Source organism: Pseudomonas sp. WJP1 (assembly GCF_028471945.1).
Lineage (GTDB): Bacteria > Pseudomonadota > Gammaproteobacteria > Pseudomonadales > Pseudomonadaceae > Aquipseudomonas.
The window spans coordinates 1,143,602-1,161,176 of the sequence record NZ_CP110128.1; the positions used below are offsets into that span (position 1 = coordinate 1,143,602).

At 60.4% G+C, this 17,575-nt stretch carries 17 protein-coding genes; 11 read left to right on the top strand and 6 right to left on the bottom strand.

Translation table 11 applies throughout. The features are described from left to right. Positions 1 to 36: 36 nt before the first annotated feature. Positions 37 to 747, top strand: coding sequence for a tRNA (guanosine(37)-N1)-methyltransferase TrmD (gene trmD / locus OH720_RS05140; protein WP_272606400.1), 711 nt, complete (start codon positions 37 to 39; stop codon positions 745 to 747). A gap of 45 nt (positions 748 to 792) precedes the next feature. After that, positions 793 to 1,143 (top strand): 50S ribosomal protein L19, encoded by a 351-nt coding sequence (gene rplS, locus OH720_RS05145; RefSeq protein WP_003175895.1) that lies wholly within the window; start codon positions 793 to 795, stop codon positions 1,141 to 1,143. A gap of 101 nt (positions 1,144 to 1,244) precedes the next feature. On the opposite strand, the gene OH720_RS05150 is transcribed toward rplS, so the two are convergent. Continuing rightward, positions 1,245 to 3,056, bottom strand: coding sequence for a cation:proton antiporter (locus OH720_RS05150; protein ID WP_272604791.1), 1,812 nt, complete (start codon positions 3,054 to 3,056; stop codon positions 1,245 to 1,247). A gap of 105 nt (positions 3,057 to 3,161) precedes the next feature. Between OH720_RS05150 and xerD the strand changes: the two genes are divergently transcribed. The 5 genes from xerD to OH720_RS05175 all read left to right on the top strand — a co-directional run bounded on the left by xerD (position 3,162) and on the right by OH720_RS05175 (position 8,513). Beyond that, positions 3,162 to 4,058 (top strand): site-specific tyrosine recombinase XerD, encoded by an 897-nt coding sequence (xerD, locus tag OH720_RS05155; protein WP_272604792.1) that lies wholly within the window; start codon positions 3,162 to 3,164, stop codon positions 4,056 to 4,058. 257 nt (positions 4,059 to 4,315) lie between these two features. Next, positions 4,316 to 5,047 carry a bifunctional protein-disulfide isomerase/oxidoreductase DsbC gene (dsbC, locus tag OH720_RS05160; RefSeq protein ID WP_180205889.1) on the top strand — a complete coding sequence of 244 codons (732 nt, stop codon included), beginning with the start codon at positions 4,316 to 4,318 and terminating at the stop codon, positions 5,045 to 5,047. Positions 5,048 to 5,170: 123 nt separating this feature from the next. Next, positions 5,171 to 6,475 (top strand): homoserine dehydrogenase, encoded by a 1,305-nt coding sequence (locus tag OH720_RS05165; RefSeq protein WP_180205890.1) that lies wholly within the window; start codon positions 5,171 to 5,173, stop codon positions 6,473 to 6,475. Positions 6,476 to 6,544: 69 nt separating this feature from the next. Continuing rightward, positions 6,545 to 7,954, top strand: coding sequence for a threonine synthase (thrC, locus tag OH720_RS05170; RefSeq protein WP_008057816.1), 1,410 nt, complete (start codon positions 6,545 to 6,547; stop codon positions 7,952 to 7,954). 271 nt (positions 7,955 to 8,225) lie between these two features. After that, entirely contained in the window at positions 8,226 to 8,513 is a 288-nt protein-coding gene (locus tag OH720_RS05175) for a DUF3509 domain-containing protein (RefSeq protein WP_008057818.1), read from the top strand. A gap of 169 nt (positions 8,514 to 8,682) precedes the next feature. Here OH720_RS05175 and OH720_RS05180 read toward each other — a convergent pair whose 3' ends face one another. Both OH720_RS05180 and OH720_RS05185 read right to left on the bottom strand, forming a co-directional pair. Continuing rightward, complete coding sequence (locus OH720_RS05180) at positions 8,683 to 9,672, bottom strand: TIGR02285 family protein (RefSeq protein ID WP_272604793.1); 990 nt, start codon at positions 9,670 to 9,672, stop codon at positions 8,683 to 8,685. Continuing rightward, positions 9,626 to 10,825 carry a CaiB/BaiF CoA transferase family protein gene (locus OH720_RS05185; protein WP_272604794.1) on the bottom strand — a complete coding sequence of 400 codons (1,200 nt, stop codon included), beginning with the start codon at positions 10,823 to 10,825 and terminating at the stop codon, positions 9,626 to 9,628. The genes OH720_RS05180 and OH720_RS05185 overlap by 47 nt, the downstream gene beginning before the upstream one ends. A 147-nt stretch (positions 10,826 to 10,972) precedes the next feature. Here OH720_RS05185 and OH720_RS05190 point away from each other — a divergent pair, with 147 nt between their 5' ends. The 3 genes from OH720_RS05190 to OH720_RS05200 all read left to right on the top strand — a co-directional run bounded on the left by OH720_RS05190 (position 10,973) and on the right by OH720_RS05200 (position 14,657). After that, positions 10,973 to 11,515 carry a YaeQ family protein gene (locus tag OH720_RS05190; RefSeq protein ID WP_008057823.1) on the top strand — a complete coding sequence of 181 codons (543 nt, stop codon included), beginning with the start codon at positions 10,973 to 10,975 and terminating at the stop codon, positions 11,513 to 11,515. Between the two features lie 57 nt (positions 11,516 to 11,572). Next, complete coding sequence (gene recJ, locus OH720_RS05195) at positions 11,573 to 13,282, top strand: single-stranded-DNA-specific exonuclease RecJ (RefSeq protein WP_272604795.1); 1,710 nt, start codon at positions 11,573 to 11,575, stop codon at positions 13,280 to 13,282. 268 nt (positions 13,283 to 13,550) lie between these two features. Next, entirely contained in the window at positions 13,551 to 14,657 is a 1,107-nt protein-coding gene (locus OH720_RS05200) for an NADH:flavin oxidoreductase/NADH oxidase (protein WP_272604796.1), read from the top strand. Between the two features lie 56 nt (positions 14,658 to 14,713). Here OH720_RS05200 and OH720_RS05205 read toward each other — a convergent pair whose 3' ends face one another. Next, positions 14,714 to 16,339, bottom strand: coding sequence for a glucan biosynthesis protein D (locus OH720_RS05205; protein ID WP_272604797.1), 1,626 nt, complete (start codon positions 16,337 to 16,339; stop codon positions 14,714 to 14,716). Between the two features lie 413 nt (positions 16,340 to 16,752). On the opposite strand from OH720_RS05205, the gene OH720_RS05210 reads away from it, so the two are divergent. After that, positions 16,753 to 16,938 carry a hypothetical protein gene (locus tag OH720_RS05210; protein ID WP_008057830.1) on the top strand — a complete coding sequence of 62 codons (186 nt, stop codon included), beginning with the start codon at positions 16,753 to 16,755 and terminating at the stop codon, positions 16,936 to 16,938. Between the two features lie 52 nt (positions 16,939 to 16,990). On the opposite strand, the gene OH720_RS05215 is transcribed toward OH720_RS05210, so the two are convergent. After that, positions 16,991 to 17,281 carry a type II toxin-antitoxin system RelE/ParE family toxin gene (locus OH720_RS05215; protein ID WP_272604798.1) on the bottom strand — a complete coding sequence of 97 codons (291 nt, stop codon included), beginning with the start codon at positions 17,279 to 17,281 and terminating at the stop codon, positions 16,991 to 16,993. Beyond that, entirely contained in the window at positions 17,259 to 17,507 is a 249-nt protein-coding gene (locus OH720_RS05220; protein ID WP_008057832.1) for a CopG family ribbon-helix-helix protein, read from the bottom strand. The genes OH720_RS05215 and OH720_RS05220 overlap by 23 nt, the downstream gene beginning before the upstream one ends. Positions 17,508 to 17,575: the final 68 nt, after the last annotated feature.

Below are 17,575 nucleotides of genomic sequence, written 5' to 3' on the forward strand. Positions count from 1 at the left end.
AACTTGCGCGTAGAAGTGATCAGTTTGTTTCCCGAGATGTTCTCCGCCATCAGCGAGTACGGCATCACCAGTCGGGCGGTGAAACAGGGGCTGTTGCAGATTACCTGTTGGAATCCGCGAGACTACACGACGGATCGACATCACACTGTGGATGATCGCCCTTTTGGCGGTGGTCCGGGCATGGTGATGAAGATCAAGCCCCTGGAAGATGCTCTGGTTGAGGCCAAGGCAGTCGCCGGGGAGGGAGCGAAGGTGATTTACCTGTCCCCCCAAGGCCGTCAACTGACTCAGTCGGCGGTACGCGAGTTGGCGAATCTGGATGCATTGATCCTGATTGCCGGCCGCTATGAAGGCATTGACGAGCGTTTTATTGATGCTCATGTCGATGAAGAGTGGTCGATTGGCGACTATGTACTGTCTGGCGGCGAGCTGCCGGCGATGGTCCTGATCGACGCGGTTACACGACTGCTGCCTGGAGCTTTAGGGCATGCGGACTCCGCCGAGGAAGATTCCTTTACGGATGGTTTGCTGGATTGCCCGCACTACACCCGACCGGAGGTGTATGCGGATCAGCGTGTTCCCGACGTATTGCTAAGTGGCAATCACGCGCACATCCGGCGTTGGCGTTTAAAGCAGTCCCTTGGTCGGACCTTTGAACGACGCGTCGATCTTCTGGAAAGCCGCTCGCTTTCTGGAGAAGAGAAGAAGCTGCTCGAGGAATACATCCGCGAGCGGGACGATAGTTAACAACGTATCGATGGTAGATCCGACGATTTACCTTAGGAGCACAGCATGACTAACAAAATCATCCTTGCACTCGAAGCAGAGCAGATGACCAAAGAGATCCCTACCTTTGCCCCGGGCGACACCATTGTCGTTCAGGTGAAAGTGAAGGAAGGCGACCGTTCGCGTCTGCAAGCGTTCGAAGGCGTTGTAATCGCCAAGCGTAACCGCGGCGTAAACAGTGCATTCACCGTGCGTAAGATCTCCAACGGTGTTGGCGTAGAGCGTACTTTCCAGACCTACTCCCCGCAAATCGACAGCATGGCTGTCAAGCGTCGCGGTGACGTACGTAAAGCCAAGCTGTACTACCTGCGTGACCTGTCGGGTAAAGCAGCTCGCATCAAGGAAAAACTGGCTTAAGTCCAGCTTCCGATGCAGAAAAAAGCAGCCTACGGGCTGCTTTTTTGTTGCCTGCGATTTACCCAGGATCATTGTGGAAGCCAGCCTGCTCGCGATTCGATTCATGCAGCGTCGCTGACCTGCGGCTGGATCAACGCCAGCAACGTCCACCCCGCCGCAGGCTTGACCGCACTGTCCGGCGTCACCACATGCACCCAGCCACTGTCATCACGGGCAAACAGCAGCGTCGCACGTTCGCCATGCAGCGCCTGATAATCTTCCCAGCCAAAGCCCTCGGTCAGGTGCGTGCTGTACAACTCAGCCCCCTGATGCAGTTGGTTGGCCAGCTTGAGGTAGGTCAATTCCTCGTTGCCCAGCAAACGTCCTCGATGCTCATGGCTGGCGCGATGCTTGTCGGTGCGTCGGCTCTCCTGGCCACTGGCCAGTCCAAACAGGCGTTGATGCCCAAAGTCATGCCGAAAGCGCATCGACGCCAGCGTGTTCAGTTCGCCGGACGGCGACAGCGTCAGCAAATGCCCCAGCCCGACCAGGTCCAGGTGCGCGTCAGCATGCTGCGATGCCGGATTGCCGAAGTACGTCGGCAAACCCTCCATGCGCGCCGCCCGAATGTTTTCCCAGCTCGAGTCTGTCAGGAGCACGCGACTGCCCAATTGCTGCAAGGCCTTGCCCAGGCTTCGCGCCGGACCGTTGGCACCGACGATCAGGAAGCCGCTGGGCGCCGGTTCAGCCACTTTGAGCAAGCGCGCTAGTGGCCGCGCCGTGGCACTTTGCAGCACCACGGTGCCGATGATCACGGCAAAGGTCAGTGGCACCAGCAGCAAGGCACCCTGGTGGCCGGCCTCATGCAGGCGAATCGCGAAAATCGCTGACACGGCCGCCGCGACGATCCCCCGGGGGGCTATCCATGACAGCAGCGCCCGTTCGCGCCAGCTCAAATTCGAGCCGGCGGTAGAGAGCATCACGTTCAAGGGGCGGGCGATGAACTGGATGATCAGCAGCAGAATCAGCACCAGCGGCCCAAGGCCGATCATGGCGTTCAGGTCCAGGCGCGCCGCCAACAAAATGAACAAGCCCGAAATGAGCAGTACGCTGAGGTTTTCCTTGAAGTGCAGGATGTGCCGTACATCCACGCCCTTCATATTGGCCAGCCACATGCCCATCAAGGTCACGGCCAGCAGGCCGGACTCGTGCATCACAGCATTGGCGCTGATGAAAATCCCCAGCACCGAGGCCAGCGCGGCCAGGTTGTGCAGGTATTCTGGCAGCCACTGACGCCGGATAATCATGCCGAGCACCCAGCCACCGGCTATGCCGAACACGCTGCCACACACAATCACACCGCCGAAGGTCAGCAGGCTATGGCTCAGGCCTTCACCCGCCGCGCTGGCGATGATGAAGCTGTAGACCACCACGGCGAGCAGGGCGCCAATCGGGTCGATGACAATGCCTTCCCAGCGCAGGATGTTGGCAATCGAGGCTTTTGGCCGCACCACGCGCAGCATCGGCACGATCACCGTGGGGCCGGTGACCAGCGTGAGGCTGCCGAAGAGAATGGCGAGCAGCCAGTCAAAATCCAGCAGGTAATGGGTCGCGACCGCGATGACCACCCAAGTCGCGAGCGCGCCGAGGGTGACCAGTCGATGCACCACGCTGCCGATCTCACGCCATTCCGACAAATGCAGCGTCAGGCTGCCTTCAAACAGAATCAGCGCCACCGCCAGCGACACCAGCGGCATCAGCAGCGGTCCGAACATCACCTGCGGGTCGAGCCATCCGAGGATCGGCCCGACCAGAATCCCGGTCAGCAACAGGAAAAGGATCGCCGGCAATTTCAGGCGCCACGCCAGCCACTGGCAGCCCAACGCCGCCGCTCCGATGCCGCCAATCGCCAACAGAATTTGCTGTTCGTTCATTGAAGCTCCTGTTCCTTGAAGTAGCCGGCTATGAAAGACTAGCGGCCATTTTTCCGTTCACCCTTTTTTCGCACGCTGTCCCGGGGCCGCGTGTCTAGAGCGACCATGCCTGCTATCGATCATCCACTGATAGACCAATTCCTCGACGCGCTGTGGCTGGAAAAAGGCCTTTCCGACAACACCCGCGATGCTTATCGCAGCGACCTGGCCCTGTTCAATGGCTGGCTGCAGGAGAAGGGCCTGGAATTGGTCAATGCCGGACGTGAATTGATCCTCGATCACCTGGCCTGGCGGCTGGAACAGAACTACAAACCCCGCTCCACGGCGCGATTTCTTTCGGGTGTGCGCGGCTTTTATCGCTATCTGTTGCGGGAAAAGCTGATCGCCGTCGATCCGACCTTGCGCGTGGACATGCCGCAGTTGGGCAGGCCCTTGCCTAAATCCCTGTCGGAAGCTGACGTCGAAGCCTTGCTCAAAGCACCGGATTTAAGCGAAGCCATCGGCCAGCGCGACCGGGCCATGCTCGAAGTGCTCTATGCCTGTGGCCTGCGGGTGACGGAATTGATCAGCCTGTCGCTGGAGCAGGTCAATCTGCGCCAGGGCGTGTTGCGGGTGATGGGCAAGGGGAGCAAGGAGCGGCTGGTACCGATGGGCGAGGAGGCGATCGTCTGGGTCGAACGCTATCTGCGCGATGGTCGTGGCGAATTGCTCGGCGGGCGGCCCAGCGACGTGTTGTTCCCCAGCCAGCGCGGCGAGCAGATGACCCGCCAGACGTTCTGGCACCGGATCAAGCACCAGGCCAAGGTCGCGGGGATCGGCAAGTCGCTGTCGCCGCATACCTTGCGCCATGCCTTTGCCACGCATTTGCTCAACCATGGCGCTGATTTGCGGGTGGTGCAGATGCTGCTCGGCCACAGCGACCTGTCGACCACGCAGATCTACACCCACGTCGCCCGGGCGCGATTGCAGGACCTGCACGCCAAACACCACCCCCGCGGCTGACGGGGTTCCTCTGTGGGAGCGAGCCTGCTCGCGAAGACGGTGGCACATCCAACATTGATGTGACAGATAGAAAGCTATCGCGAGCAGGCTCGCTCCCACAAGGGATGAGTGTCGCCCGAAAATGTCTTGCGACAGGCGCATTCGGCCACACGGACCTTATGTGGTAGGCTTTGCCGGTTTGCACGATGGGCGTTTATGACCCGGTGTTTCGGCACGGGCGTTCTGAGCGTCCCATTTGTCCGCCTTCAGGAGTTCTCATGCGTCTGACCCAGATTTTCGCCGCCGCCGCCATTGCGTTGGTCAGCACCTTTGCCGTCGCCGATGACGCGGCCGATAAAGCCATTCGTAAAAGCCTGGAAAACCTCCAGCTCGAAGTACCGGTAGAAAGCATCTCCGCCAGCCCGCTGCCGGGCCTGTATGAAGTCAAGCTCAAGGGCAGCCGCGTGCTGTACGCCAGCGCCGACGGCCAGTACGTGGTCCAGGGCTACCTGTTCGATCTCAAGGACGGCAAACCGGTCAACCTGACCGAGAAGACCGAACGCCTGGGCGTCTCCAAACTGGTCAACGCCATCCCTGTCGCGGAAACCGTGGTGTACCCGGCCATTGGTGAAACCAAGTCGCACATCACCGTGTTCACCGACACCACCTGTCCGTATTGCCATAAACTGCACGCCGAAGTGCCTGAGCTGAACAAGCGCGGCATCGAAGTGCGCTACGTCGCGTTTCCGCGCCAGGGCCTGGGTTCGCCGGGTGACGAGCAACTGCAGGCGGTCTGGTGCTCCAAGGACAAGAAAGCGGCCATGGACAAGATGGTCGACGGCAAGGAAATCAAGGCCGCCAAGTGCGATAACCCGGTGTCCAAGCAGTTCGCCCTCGGCCAGTCGATCGGCGTGAACGGCACACCGGCCATCGTTTTGGCGGACGGCCAGGTCATTCCGGGCTACCAGCCGGCGCCACAAGTCGCCAAACTGGCGCTGAGCGCAAAGTAATACGAGTCAGCCTTTGACGAGTGTGGTCCGACGGCAGCTCAGTCGGGCCATCAATAGTGAGCCGCGAGCATGCGGCTGTTTTCACGGCCGGCCTCGAGTCGGCCGTTTTATGGGGAGTTCACAGTGAAACCGGTCAAAGTAGGCATCTGTGGGTTAGGGACCGTCGGTGGCGGTACCTTCAACGTACTTCAGCGCAACGCCGAGGAAATTGCTCGTCGTGCCGGGCGTGGAATCGAAGTGGCACAAATTGCCATGCGCACGCCAAAGCCTCAGTTCCAAACGACCGGTATTGCGATTACCACCGATGTCTTCGAAGTGGCCACGAACCCTGAGATCGACATCGTCATAGAGCTGATGGGCGGCTACACCGTTGCCCGCGAGCTGGTACTCAAGGCCATCGAGAATGGCAAGCATGTGGTCACCGCGAACAAGGCGCTTATCGCCGTTCACGGTAATGAAATTTTCGCCAAGGCGCGCGAGAAGGGCGTGATCGTTGCGTTCGAAGCGGCCGTGGCCGGCGGCATCCCGGTGATCAAGGCGATCCGTGAAGGCCTGTCCGCCAACCGCATCAACTGGGTGGCCGGCATCATCAACGGCACCGGCAACTTCATTCTCACCGAGATGCGCGAGAAAGGCCGGACCTTCGAAGACGTGCTGGCCGAAGCGCAAGCCCTGGGCTACGCCGAAGCCGACCCGACCTTCGACGTCGAAGGTATCGATGCGGCGCACAAGCTGACGATCCTGGCGTCGATTGCCTTCGGCATCCCGCTGCAGTTCGACAAGGCCTACACCGAAGGGATCACCAAGCTGACCACCGCTGACGTGAACTACGCCGAAGCGCTGGGTTACCGCATCAAGCACCTGGGCGTGGCGCGCAGCACCGCGGCCGGTATCGAACTGCGCGTGCACCCGACGCTGATCCCGGCCGATCGCCTGATCGCCAACGTCAACGGCGTGATGAACGCGGTGATGGTCAACGGCGACGCCGCCGGTTCGACCTTGTTCTACGGTGCGGGTGCCGGCATGGAACCGACTGCTTCGTCGGTGATCGCCGACCTGGTCGACGTGGTTCGCGCCATGACCTCGGACCCGGAAAACCGCGTACCGCACCTGGCCTTCCAGCCGGATTCGCTGTCGGCGCACCCGATCCTGCCGATCGAAGCCTGCGAAAGCGCGTACTACCTGCGGATCCAGGCCAAGGATCATCCGGGCGTCCTGGCCCAGGTGGGCAGCATCCTGTCCGAGCGTGGCATCAACATCGAGTCGATCATGCAGAAGGAAGCCGAGGAGCACGATGGCCTGGTACCGATGATCCTGCTGACCCACCGTGTGGTGGAGCAGCGTATCAACGACGCCATCGCCGCTTTGGAAGCCTTGGCGGGTGTGGTCGGTCCGGTTGTACGGATCCGCGTCGAGCACCTGAACTAAGTCGTTATCGATTACCGGGCGCCGTGAGCGGCGCCCGGCATTGCGAACACTGTCCCAATGGAGTCAGTCATGCGTTACATCAGTACCCGCGGCCAGGCACCGGCCCTGAATTTCGAAGACGTCCTGCTGGCAGGTCTTGCCACCGACGGCGGTCTGTACGTCCCGGAAAACCTGCCACGTTTCACCCAGGAAGAAATCGCTTCCTGGGCCGGCCTGCCGTATCACGAGCTGGCGTTTCGCGTTATGCGCCCGTTCGTCACCGGCAGCATTCCGGATGCCGATTTCAAAAAGATCCTTGAAGAAACCTACGGCGTGTTTGCCCACAGCGCCGTCGCGCCGCTGCGTCAGCTGAACGGCAACGAATGGGTGCTGGAGCTGTTCCACGGCCCGACCCTGGCGTTCAAGGACTTCGCCCTGCAACTGCTCGGTCGCCTGCTCGACTACGTGCTGGAAAAGCGCGGCGAGCGCGTGGTGATCGTCGGCGCCACGTCCGGCGATACCGGCTCGGCGGCCATCGAAGGCTGCAAGCACTGCGAAAACGTCGACATCTTCATCCTGCACCCGCACAACCGTGTGTCCGAAGTGCAGCGTCGCCAGATGACGACCATTTTCGGCGAGAACATCCACAACATCGCCATCGAAGGCAACTTCGATGACTGCCAGGAAATGGTCAAGGCGAGCTTCGCCGACCAGGGCTTCCTCAAGGGCACACGCCTGGTGGCGGTGAACTCGATCAACTGGGCGCGGATCATGGCCCAGATCGTCTACTACTTCCACGCGGCCCTGCAGCTGGGCGGTCCGGCGCGTTCGGTAGCGTTCTCGGTGCCAACCGGCAACTTCGGCGACATCTTCGCCGGTTACCTGGCGCGCAACATGGGCCTGCCGATCAACCAGTTGATCGTTGCCACCAACCGCAACGACATCCTGCACCGCTTCATGAGCGGCAACCAGTACGTCAAGGAAACCCTGCACGCGACCCTGTCGCCGTCGATGGACATCATGGTGTCTTCGAACTTCGAACGCCTGCTGTTCGACCTGCACGGTCGCAACGGCGCGGCGATTGCCGGGCTGATGGACAGCTTCAAGCAGGGCGGCGGTTTCAGCGTCGAGCAAGAGCGCTGGACCGAAGCGCGCAAACTGTTCGACTCGCTGGCCGTGGACGATGCGCAAACCTGCGAAACCATCGCCGAAGTCTTTGAACAGACCGGCGAAGTGCTGGACCCGCACACCGCGATCGGCGTCAAGGCCGCACGGGAATGCCGCCGCAGCCTGGATATCCCGATGGTGATCCTGGGCACGGCCCATCCGGTCAAATTCCCGGACGCCGTGGAAAAAGCCGGTGTAGGAAAAGCCCTCGAGCTCCCTGCACATCTGTCTGATTTGTTCGAAAGAGACGAGCGCTGCACCGTCTTGCCGAATGACCTCAAGGCTGTGCAGGCCTTCGTCAGCCAGCATGGCAACCGCGGTAAGCCTTTGTAACAGGCAAACCCGGTCACACAACAAAGCCCGTCTCCTGACGGGCTTTGTTGTTTTTGCAGGCCGCATTTGCCAATAGCGATCCCAATGGCTATCTATCGGCCGACGAACCGGACGGACGTGATGCGGTTGTTTTTTCCCTGTCATCTTCGCCGTGCATGCTCTATCGACCAGAGACGCAGGTTCATCCCCAGAACTTTCTACTCGGGCCAGCGGTCATTTACTGTACACACGCCCCAGGCACTTTGTTTTCGGACTATTGAGTGGTGATCGGATGGAAAGTATCAGTCTCTTGCTCGGTGAGGCCCTGAGCCCGTACCAGGTGACGTTGACCCCGTCAGGCATGCATGGCGAATGCCGGGTGACCTTGAAGAATGAAATCGGCGCCATCGTGGTCGATCGCGCGTTCAACCAGGCGCAGTTGACCGACAAGCGTCAGCTGACGGATGTCGTCGACGGTTTGCACCGTGATGTGCTGATTGCCGAGGGACGCCTGGAACCCTGTGTAATCGCCGCGTTGCGCAATGCGGCGCAGGACAAGTTGCTGGCCAGTCGAAATTGAATTGTCGATTGTGGGAACCTTCCTGCATCCGAATCAGTCAGACCCATTAACAGCAGGAGCAAGCATTGTGCTCCGGTGATTGTCGCTTGCTGTTACGGGTCTTTGTAAGACCACGTTTAACCCCGAGATGTCTCCCCACTTCTCGGGGTTTCTTTTTGCCCGGCCATTGTCAGTAGCCGTCCTGGTGCTCGAAAAATTCTTTGGCCGCTTGCAGGTAGTCGCTGCGGCTTTGCGGATCGAGCCACCCGGCATACGCCTCGCTCAGGTGATCCCGGGGCAGGGCACGCAGCAGTTGGTTGATCTCGATGATCGCCTGGCGGCCCTGGGGCGTGTTGGTGCAGCCGATGTAGCCGGACAGGTATTTGCCGGTGCCGCGTATCGGGTAGAACTGCAGTTCATCTTCGGCGATCCCCTGTTGCCGGGCCTGATAGCGAATTTCCGGGCGATAGCCCAACAGCAATTGCAGGCGTCCCAGGCGTTGCATTTGCAGCAGGCTGCCCAAGGCGTCGTTGCCGTAATGGAGCGTCAGGGCCTTGCCCGGTGCCTGTTTGAGCAGGGCGTCGAGGTATTCGCCATAGTTGCGTTCGGCAACAATGCCCAGTGTCACGTTGCCGGTGGCCAACAAGGCGGCCAGGTCCACCTCCCCATCCTTGAGGAACGGCGCCAGCACCTCCCGATCTTTGCTCTGCACTGCCAGGCCATTGCTCATGGCGCGAAAGACCGGCAGGGAAAATGCGATCCAGCTTTCGCGCTCCTTGCTCCAGTTCAGTGCCGCATCGCAGGTGAGGGACGGTTCGTGAAGCTTTTGCAGGCCACGGGCACGATTGACCTTCAACACACTGTGCCGGTACTGCGGCATGCCGGCGATCAGTTGCCGGAGCAATTGATCGATGACCCCCTGGCCTTTCTCCGGACCGTCGAAAATGAACAGCGGCGGAAGATCGCGTTTCAGCCAGACCAGGGTTTCCTTGGGCTGCGCCGACACCGGCGAGGCCAACGCAATGATCAGGGCCAGGCTCGCCAACGCGCCCAAGCGCCGCCCGGCCAACAATAGCCGCCGCCCGTCCAGCAACAGGCCGGGCGTGATGAATCGCGCAAACAGACGCTTGAGCTCAGATGGCCCCGTCTTTGCGCAGCTGTGTGATCTGCGACGCGTCATAGCCAAGTTCCTGGAGTACCTGGGCGTTGTGCTCACCCAGTTGCGGCCCGACCCATTCGCAATCACCGGGTGTCTCTGAGAGTTTCGGCACGATCCCCGGCATCTTGAAGTCCTTGCCATCGGGCAGTTTGGCCTGCAGGAACATTTCCCGGGCCAGGTACTGAGGATCGCTGAACATGTCCTCGGCGCTGAAGATCCGGCTGGCCGGTACGTCAGCCTGGTTCAAGCGCTCGATGACGGTGTCCAGGGGCAGCGAATTGACCCAGCGATCGATGACCCCGTAGATTTCGTCGCGACGGCTGTCCCGGCCGTCGTTGCTGGCCAGCAGCGGATCGTTGGCCAGGTCCTCCCGGCCGATGATCAGCATGAAACGCTTGAAGATCGCATCGCCATTGGCGCCGATCTGCACGTGCTTGCCATCGGCACTGGTGTGGATCGAGGAGGGCGTGATGCCCGGCATGATGTTGCCGGTACGTTCACGGATGAAGCCGAACACGTCGAACTCCGGCACCATGCTTTCCATCATGGCGAAGATCGCCTCGTACAGCGCCACGTCCACCACTTGCCCCTCACCGCCATTGACCTCGCGGTGACGCAGGGCCATCAGGGCACCGATCACGCCCCACAGCGCGGCGATCGAGTCGCCGATGGAAATCCCGGTGCGCACCGGTGGCCGGTCCTCAAACCCGGTGATGTAGCGCAGGCCGCCCATGGATTCGCCGACTGCGCCAAACCCGGGTTGATCTTTCATCGGGCCGGTCTGGCCGAAGCCCGAGAGCCGCACCATGACCAGCTTGGGATTCAAGGCATGCAGGACGTCCCAGCCCAGGCCGAGTTTTTCCAGCACGCCGGGGCGGAAGTTCTCGATCAGGATGTCTGCTTCACCGAGCAGTTTTTTCAGGATCGCCAGGCCATCCGGGTGCTTGAGGTTCAGCGTCAGCGACTTTTTATTGCGTGCCTGGACGAACCACCACAGCGAGGTGCCCTCGTACAACTTGCGCCATTTGCGCAAAGGATCGCCACCGTCCGGCGACTCGACCTTGACCACATCGGCACCGAATTCAGCGCAAATGCGCGAGGCGAACGGGCCGGCGATCAAGGTACCCAATTCGATGACTTTCAGACCTGAGAGCGGTTTGGCAGAGGACGGCATGCGGGTTCCTGTAGGACAAAGGTTGAGCGAGTACAGAGTTTTAACATAGCCGACTGTCAGGCGCCCAAGGGAGATCGCCTTCTATTCGTTGATTGGTGGCTGCATCGGTTAGACTTGCCGCCTTTCCACGTATCAAGAAGCCCGTTCATGGCCCAGCCGTCCACGACCTACAAGTTTGAACTGAACCTCACTGACCTCGATCGCAGTGTCTACGAGTCCGTCAAGCAGACCATCGCCCGCCACCCTTCGGAAACCGAAGAGCGCATGACCGTGCGCCTGTTGGCCTACGCCCTCTGGTACAACGAGCAGCTGTCGTTTGGCCGTGGCCTGTCGGACGTGGATGAACCAGCGTTGTGGGAAAAGAGCCTGGATGACCGTGTCCTGCACTGGATCGAAGTCGGTCAGCCGGACGCCGATCGCCTGACCTGGTGCTCGCGCCGCACCGAACGCACCAGCCTGCTGGCCTACGGCAGCCTGCGCGTGTGGGAAGGCAAGGTGATCCCGGCGATCAAGAACCTGAAAAACGTCAACATCGCGGCGGTCCCTCAGGAAGTCCTGGAGACCCTGGCCAAAGACATGCCCCGGGTGATCAAGTGGGACGTGATGATCAGCGAAGGGACGATTTTCGTCACCGACGACCGCGGCCAGCATGAAGTCCAGTTGCAGTGGCTGCTGGGCGAACGCGGCTGATCAGTCGCTGCCTCACCGGTTTAATCCTACGTATTGAAGAGAAGCCCCTGTCACCCCATGCGCATCGAACCTCGCCTGCTGCCCGACACCCTGCCATTTCTCGGTGATATTCCACCGCTGTTGACCCGGCTGTACGCAGCGCGGGGCGTGCAATCCGAAGCCGAACTGGACAAAAGCCTGGCGCGGCTGATTCCGTTCCAGCAGCTCAAGGGCATCGAGGCGGCGGTGGATTTGCTGGTGACTGCGCTCGAGCAGCGCCAGCGGATCCTGATCGTGGGCGACTTCGATGCCGACGGCGCCACAGCCAGTACCGTGGGCACTCTGGGCTTGCGCCTGCTGGGTGCGGCGCATGTCGACTATCTGGTGCCCAATCGATTCGACTACGGCTACGGCCTGACCCCGGAAATCGTCGCGGTGGCCCTGGAGCGCCAGCCTCAGTTGCTGATTACCGTGGACAACGGCATTTCCAGTGTCGAAGGCGTGGCCGCGGCGAAAAAGGCCGGGCTCAACGTGTTGGTTACCGACCACCATTTGCCCGGCGACGAACTGCCGCTGGCCGATGCCATCGTCAATCCGAACCAGCCCGGTTGCACGTTCCCGAGCAAGGCGCTGGCCGGCGTCGGGGTGATTTTCTATGTGCTGATGGCCCTGCGCGCGCGTTTGCGCGAACTCGGCTGGTACGCCAGCAAGCCGCAGCCGAACATCGGCGAACTGCTCGATCTGGTGGCGTTGGGCAGCGTGGCCGACGTGGTGCCGCTGGACGCCAATAACCGCATCCTGGTGCATCAGGGCCTGGAACGGATACGCGCCGGACGTGCCCGGCCGGGGATCAAGGCGATTCTCGAAGTAGCCAAGCGTGACCATGCGCGCATCACCTCCACCGACCTGGGGTTCATTGTCGGCCCACGCCTCAACGCCGCCGGGCGACTGGATGACATGAGCCTGGGCATCGAATGCCTGCTCACCGAAGACGCGGCGCTCGCGCGGGAAATGGCGGCGCAACTGGACGGGATGAACCAGGACCGCAAATCCATCGAGCAGGGCATGCAGCGTGAAGCGCTGGCCCAGCTCAAGGATTTGCCGGTGGAATCGATGCCGTTTGGTTTGTGCCTGTTCGATCCCGAGTGGCACCAGGGCGTCATCGGCATCCTGGCCTCGCGCATGAAAGAGCGTTATTTCCGTCCAACCATCGCCTTTGCCGATGCAGGCGATGGCTTGCTCAAGGGCTCGGGGCGTTCGGTCCAGGGCTTTCATATTCGCGACGCCCTGAGCGTGGTGGCGGCGCAGCATCCGAACCTGATCACCAAATACGGTGGCCACGCCATGGCCGCTGGCCTGACGCTGCCGGAGGCGAATTTTCCGTTGTTCGCCGAAGCTTTCGACGCTGAAGTGCGTAGGCAATTGCGCGAAGAAGACCTGACCGGGCGATTGCTGTCGGACGGTACCCTGGCTGTCGAGGAGTTTCACCTGGAACTGGCGCGTGCTTTGCGCCATGCCGGCCCTTGGGGGCAACACTTCCCGGAGCCGCTGTTCCATGGGGTGTTCCAGTTGGTCGAGCAGCGCGTCGTGGGTGAACGGCACTTGAAAGTGGTGCTGAGAAGCGAATGCGGCTCGTTGAAACTTGATGGCATTGCCTTTGGCATCGACCGTGATGTCTGGCCGAACCCGACCATCAAGTGGGTCGAATTGGCTTACAAACTCGACGTCAACGAGTTTCGTGGCAACGAGACGGTTCAACTGATGATTGCCCACATCGAACCGCGCTGAGTCCATCGCGAGCAGGCTCGCTCCCACAGGATTGCGTAATCCCCTGTGGGAGCGAGCCTGCTCGCGATGGCTATCTCCCTGGCACCGAATTCATCAGAACCCTCCACCATCCCCCGATGTCGACTAGGCTCTAAAGCACTGCTTGATTATCCTTGTGACGTCTTGTCAATTTTTTGCCCGCGGGGGCGGGTGCTGCATCCCTTTCATGTCACTCGTCGACTATTCAAACAGAACCCTGGAGCCTGCCCACTGATTTGAGAGGTGCCCCATGAGTCTGCTGCTTGAACCCTACACCCTTCGTCAATTGACCCTGCTCAACCGCATTGCGGTATCGCCCATGTGCCAGTATTCGAGCGTCGATGGCCTGGCCAATGACTGGCACCTGGTCCACCTCGGTAGTCGCGCCGTCGGCGGCGCGGGACTGGTCTTTACCGAAGCCACGGCGGTCACGGCCGACGGGCGTATCACCGACCAGGACCTTGGCCTGTGGAACGATGAACAGATCGAACCCCTGCAGCGCATCACCCGATTCATTGCCGCCCAAGGCGCCGTCGCCGGCATCCAGCTGGCCCACGCCGGGCGCAAGGCCAGTACCTATCGACCCTGGCTCGGCAAGCATGGCAGCGTAAAGATCGACGAGGGCGGCTGGCAGCCGGTCGGCCCTTCACCAATTGCATTTGACCCGCAGCACACACAACCCAAACAGCTCGATGACGGTGATATCGCCAAGATTATCCAGGCCTTTGTCGACGCAGCGCAGCGCGCACTCACGGCCGGTTTCAAGGTGGTCGAAGTGCACGCAGCCCATGGCTACCTGCTGCACCAGTTTCTTTCGCCCCTGAGTAATCAGCGGCGTGATCAGTACGGCGGCTCCTTCGAAAACCGCATCCGCCTGGTGCTGCAAGTGACCGAAGCGGTGCGCAAGGTCTGGCCGGAAGAGTTGCCGCTGTTCGTGCGGGTGTCCGCCACCGACTGGGTGGAGGATGGCTGGAACCCGGATGAAACCGTCGAGCTGGCGCGACGCCTGAAAGACCTGGGCGTGGACCTGATCGATGTTTCGTCGGGCGGCACGGCAGTCAACGCGGAAATCCCCACAGGCCCGGGTTATCAGACCCGGTTCGCCGAACGTGTGCGCAAGGAGTCAGGCATCGCCACCGGTACTGTAGGCATGATCACCGAGCCGGCTCAGGCCGAGCATATCCTGCGCACCTGTCAGGCCGACATCATCTTCCTCGCTCGTGAGCTGTTGCGTGATCCTTATTGGGCGCTGCATGCCGACGATGACCTGGGCGGGCGCAAAGCCATTTGGCCAGCGCAGTATCACCGCGCAACCCACCGTGACCAGCCCATTCATGAGTCGGATTTGCGTGATTGATTGAGGCTGCAAAGCAAAAAGCCCCGGTCTATTTGACCGGGGCTTTGTTTTTTCCGTCAGGTGTATTTGCGCTTGTCCGGCGCCGGCGGGAAGTACTGGTACAGCCAGGTTTCACTCAGCGTGCGGTCATTGGTGCGGATGAACAGGCGCAGCTCCACCGGCTCGACACTGTCATTGGTCGGGTACCAGTCAAAAATGATGCGGTAGCCCTTGATGTCATCGAGCACCAGCACGTTGAAGTCCTTCACCTGGCCGTTCGAACAGGTGACCACCGGTTCGATGCCGGTGCCCTGCGGCAGGCGATCGAGGCCGCCGCCGTTGAAGTCCACGGCGAAGCGACGGGCCCAGACTTCCGGGTAATGCTCGCCCGGTGCCCAACCTTCGGTGAAGCCGCCCATGCCCGAACGGGTCGCGTTAACCCGTGCCAGCGGCGTGCCGACGGGCGGCAGGGCGCTCCAGTAGAGCTTGTAGCCGTAGTTCAGCGAGTCGCCGGCCGCGACCGGTTTTTTCGGGGTCCAGAAGGCAACGATGTTATCGAGGGTCTCGCCGGTGGTAGGAATTTCCAGCAGGTCGATAGAGCCTTCGCCCCACGGGGTCGTCGGTTCCACCCACAGGCTGGGGCGTCGGCTGTACCAGTCGACGGTGTCCTGGTAGTTGGCGAACTCGTGATCGGTCTGCACCAGGCCGAAACCTTTCGGGTCCTTGTCGGTGAAGGCGTTGAACTGCAGGGTGGCCGGGTTGTTCAGCGGGCGGCAGATCCATTCGCCGTTGCCACGCCACATCGCCAGGCGATCGGAGTCGTGGATCTGCGGGTGAATGGTGTCGCACATGCGGCGCTCGTGGGTGCCGCAGCTGAACATGCTGGTCATCGGCGCAATGCCCAGTTGTTCGATGGCGGTGCGTGCGTTGACATGGGCGTCGACTTCCATGACCACGCGCTCGGCCTGGCAATCGATGTCAAAGCGGTAGGCGCCGGTGGCACTCGGTGAATCGAGCAAGGCGTAGACCACGAAACGAGTGCTGTCCTTGTCGGGCGTCTCGAACCAGAACTTGGTGAAGTCGGGGAATTCTTCGCGCTTTTTCGCGTAGGTGTCGATCGCCAGGCCGCGGGCCGACAAGCCGTACTGGCCGGTGGCATCTACCGCGCGGAAGTAGCTGGCGCCGAGGAAAGACACCACGTCGTGCTTGTCCAGTTCCGGCGCCTTGAACAGCTTGAACCCGGAAAAGCCCAGGTCGCCCTTGAGCTGCTGGGTGTCGACCGACGTATTCTCATAGTTGAACAACGAAGGGCGGAAATGCACTTCGCGGGCCATGTGGCTCTTGGGATCGACGCTGTACATGCGCACTGGCTGGCGAAAACCCATGCCGACATGGAAAAACTGCACATCCAGCTGACCATTCAAGTCATTCCACAGCGAATGCTTGCCGTCATAGCGGATCGCGTTGAAGTTCTGCGGGGTCATGGTCGCCAAGGTAGGTGGCAGCACCTGCTTGGTATCCTGGTAGCTCTTGCTGGCCAGTTGCTTGGCCTGGGCCTTCAGTGCGTCGAAGTCGAACGCCTGGGCCTCGCCATCCGCCGTGCCATTGCTTGCCCAGGCTCGGGCAGCGAGCAGGCCGGTGGCCGACAAACCGGTGTAGGCCGCGATGGCCATGGAGGCCTTGAGCAAATTCCTGCGATGCATAAATTCAACCTGTCGTGAACGATCCCGCGCCGGCCCTGGCACTGCTGGATCAAAAATATCGGTTCGGACATGCCTTCGGCCAAACACAACTGCCTTTTAAACAGATAACGAATAGCTTAAACCGTTCGGTTGCGCAGAAAAAATGATTGATGGCGTGACGATGGCGCGGCAATGAAACAAGAGATGTCGGTTAACGTTTCCGACAGTAAGTTCTGATTTAAAGGGCATTTCTGCTTTTTTCGACTAATTACTCTAAAAAGTACTTTTCAGCGCCCGGATAGTTTCTATTCTATGGGCATGACCGGTTTCTGCCCTTCGGACCGGTGGCTTCAGTGGACACAGGGTGACTGCTGAAAAGGGGTAGGGCGATGCGGTTTCTGAAGTTTTCTTTGACGTAGAGAAGGACATCGTCCATGTCGAAAGTACAAGGCATCACCGAAATCCTGGGAATCTTTGCGTGCCTATCTACTGGCCGGCGAAGACGTCGGCTCAATAGCGAGGAGATGAAGCTGGTGGAGCGTTATCGGGAATTGTCGGAGAGTGACCGTATCGCGATGCGTTATCTGGTGGATGCGATGCGCAGTGTTTCGCGGTTTTGAAGAAATGGAACATTCAGTCGCGGCAATCCTGTCGCGGCTGGACGTTCTCCCCTTACCAATCCTGAGAACGTTCCGAACGCTGATGCAGCACCCTCAACACCTGTATCTGGCCATTGGCAAATCGATACGGGGCAATGAATGGATAGCGGCCAAGTACCAACTCTCGTACATCAGGCATGACAGAAGGCCTGCCTGAGCCGGGAAACTGTTCCAACTGCCGGAAACATTGCAGCATGTTGGAAATGATCTCGATGGCAGTACCCGCGCTTATGACCTTTCGGTAATGTTCATGGATGGCATCCAGGTCGCTTTCAGCTTTCTCAGTCAGTACTACGCTCGGCACGTTTTTCCCACTTAGCCTTCACGGCGTCCAGATCGGTCAGTTTTCCAGCATCGGCATCGGCTATGCCGTCGCTTATGGCTTGCAGATGCCATGACTCGGCTTCCACGTATCGAACCAATGCACGCTTGAGGTGGTACTGACGGTCGCGATCGGTGGCAGCCGCCAGCTGATCCAGTTGTTGGGCCAGGAGTTCTTCGACACGAAACGACAAAACGGGTGAGGCCATGGTGGCTCTCCTAAAGATGTATACGTTGTAAACGACGTAAACACCCTAGGCCCTGCTGCGACTATCGT

What these genes read in the sequence shown, in the direction of transcription:
- trmD (WP_272606400.1), top strand. Translation starts at nt 37, where the DNA reads ATGTTCTCCGCCATCAGCGAGTACGGCATCACCAGTCGGGCGGTGAAA.
- OH720_RS05185 (WP_272604794.1), bottom strand. Translation starts at nt 10,825, where the DNA reads ATGCCGTCCTCTGCCAAACCGCTCTCAGGTCTGAAAGTCATCGAATTG.
- OH720_RS05200 (WP_272604796.1), top strand. Translation starts at nt 13,551, where the DNA reads ATGAGTCTGCTGCTTGAACCCTACACCCTTCGTCAATTGACCCTGCTC.
- OH720_RS05175 (WP_008057818.1), top strand. Translation starts at nt 8,226, where the DNA reads ATGGAAAGTATCAGTCTCTTGCTCGGTGAGGCCCTGAGCCCGTACCAG.
- OH720_RS05180 (WP_272604793.1), bottom strand. Translation starts at nt 9,672, where the DNA reads ATGACGCGTCGCAGATCACACAGCTGCGCAAAGACGGGGCCATCTGAG.
- OH720_RS05150 (WP_272604791.1), bottom strand. Translation starts at nt 3,056, where the DNA reads ATGAACGAACAGCAAATTCTGTTGGCGATTGGCGGCATCGGAGCGGCG.
- dsbC (WP_180205889.1), top strand. Translation starts at nt 4,316, where the DNA reads ATGCGTCTGACCCAGATTTTCGCCGCCGCCGCCATTGCGTTGGTCAGC.
- thrC (WP_008057816.1), top strand. Translation starts at nt 6,545, where the DNA reads ATGCGTTACATCAGTACCCGCGGCCAGGCACCGGCCCTGAATTTCGAA.
- xerD (WP_272604792.1), top strand. Translation starts at nt 3,162, where the DNA reads ATGCCTGCTATCGATCATCCACTGATAGACCAATTCCTCGACGCGCTG.
- OH720_RS05205 (WP_272604797.1), bottom strand. Translation starts at nt 16,339, where the DNA reads ATGCATCGCAGGAATTTGCTCAAGGCCTCCATGGCCATCGCGGCCTAC.
- OH720_RS05210 (WP_008057830.1), top strand. Translation starts at nt 16,753, where the DNA reads ATGTCGAAAGTACAAGGCATCACCGAAATCCTGGGAATCTTTGCGTGC.
- rplS (WP_003175895.1), top strand. Translation starts at nt 793, where the DNA reads ATGACTAACAAAATCATCCTTGCACTCGAAGCAGAGCAGATGACCAAA.
- OH720_RS05190 (WP_008057823.1), top strand. Translation starts at nt 10,973, where the DNA reads ATGGCCCAGCCGTCCACGACCTACAAGTTTGAACTGAACCTCACTGAC.
- OH720_RS05220 (WP_008057832.1), bottom strand. Translation starts at nt 17,507, where the DNA reads ATGGCCTCACCCGTTTTGTCGTTTCGTGTCGAAGAACTCCTGGCCCAA.
- recJ (WP_272604795.1), top strand. Translation starts at nt 11,573, where the DNA reads ATGCGCATCGAACCTCGCCTGCTGCCCGACACCCTGCCATTTCTCGGT.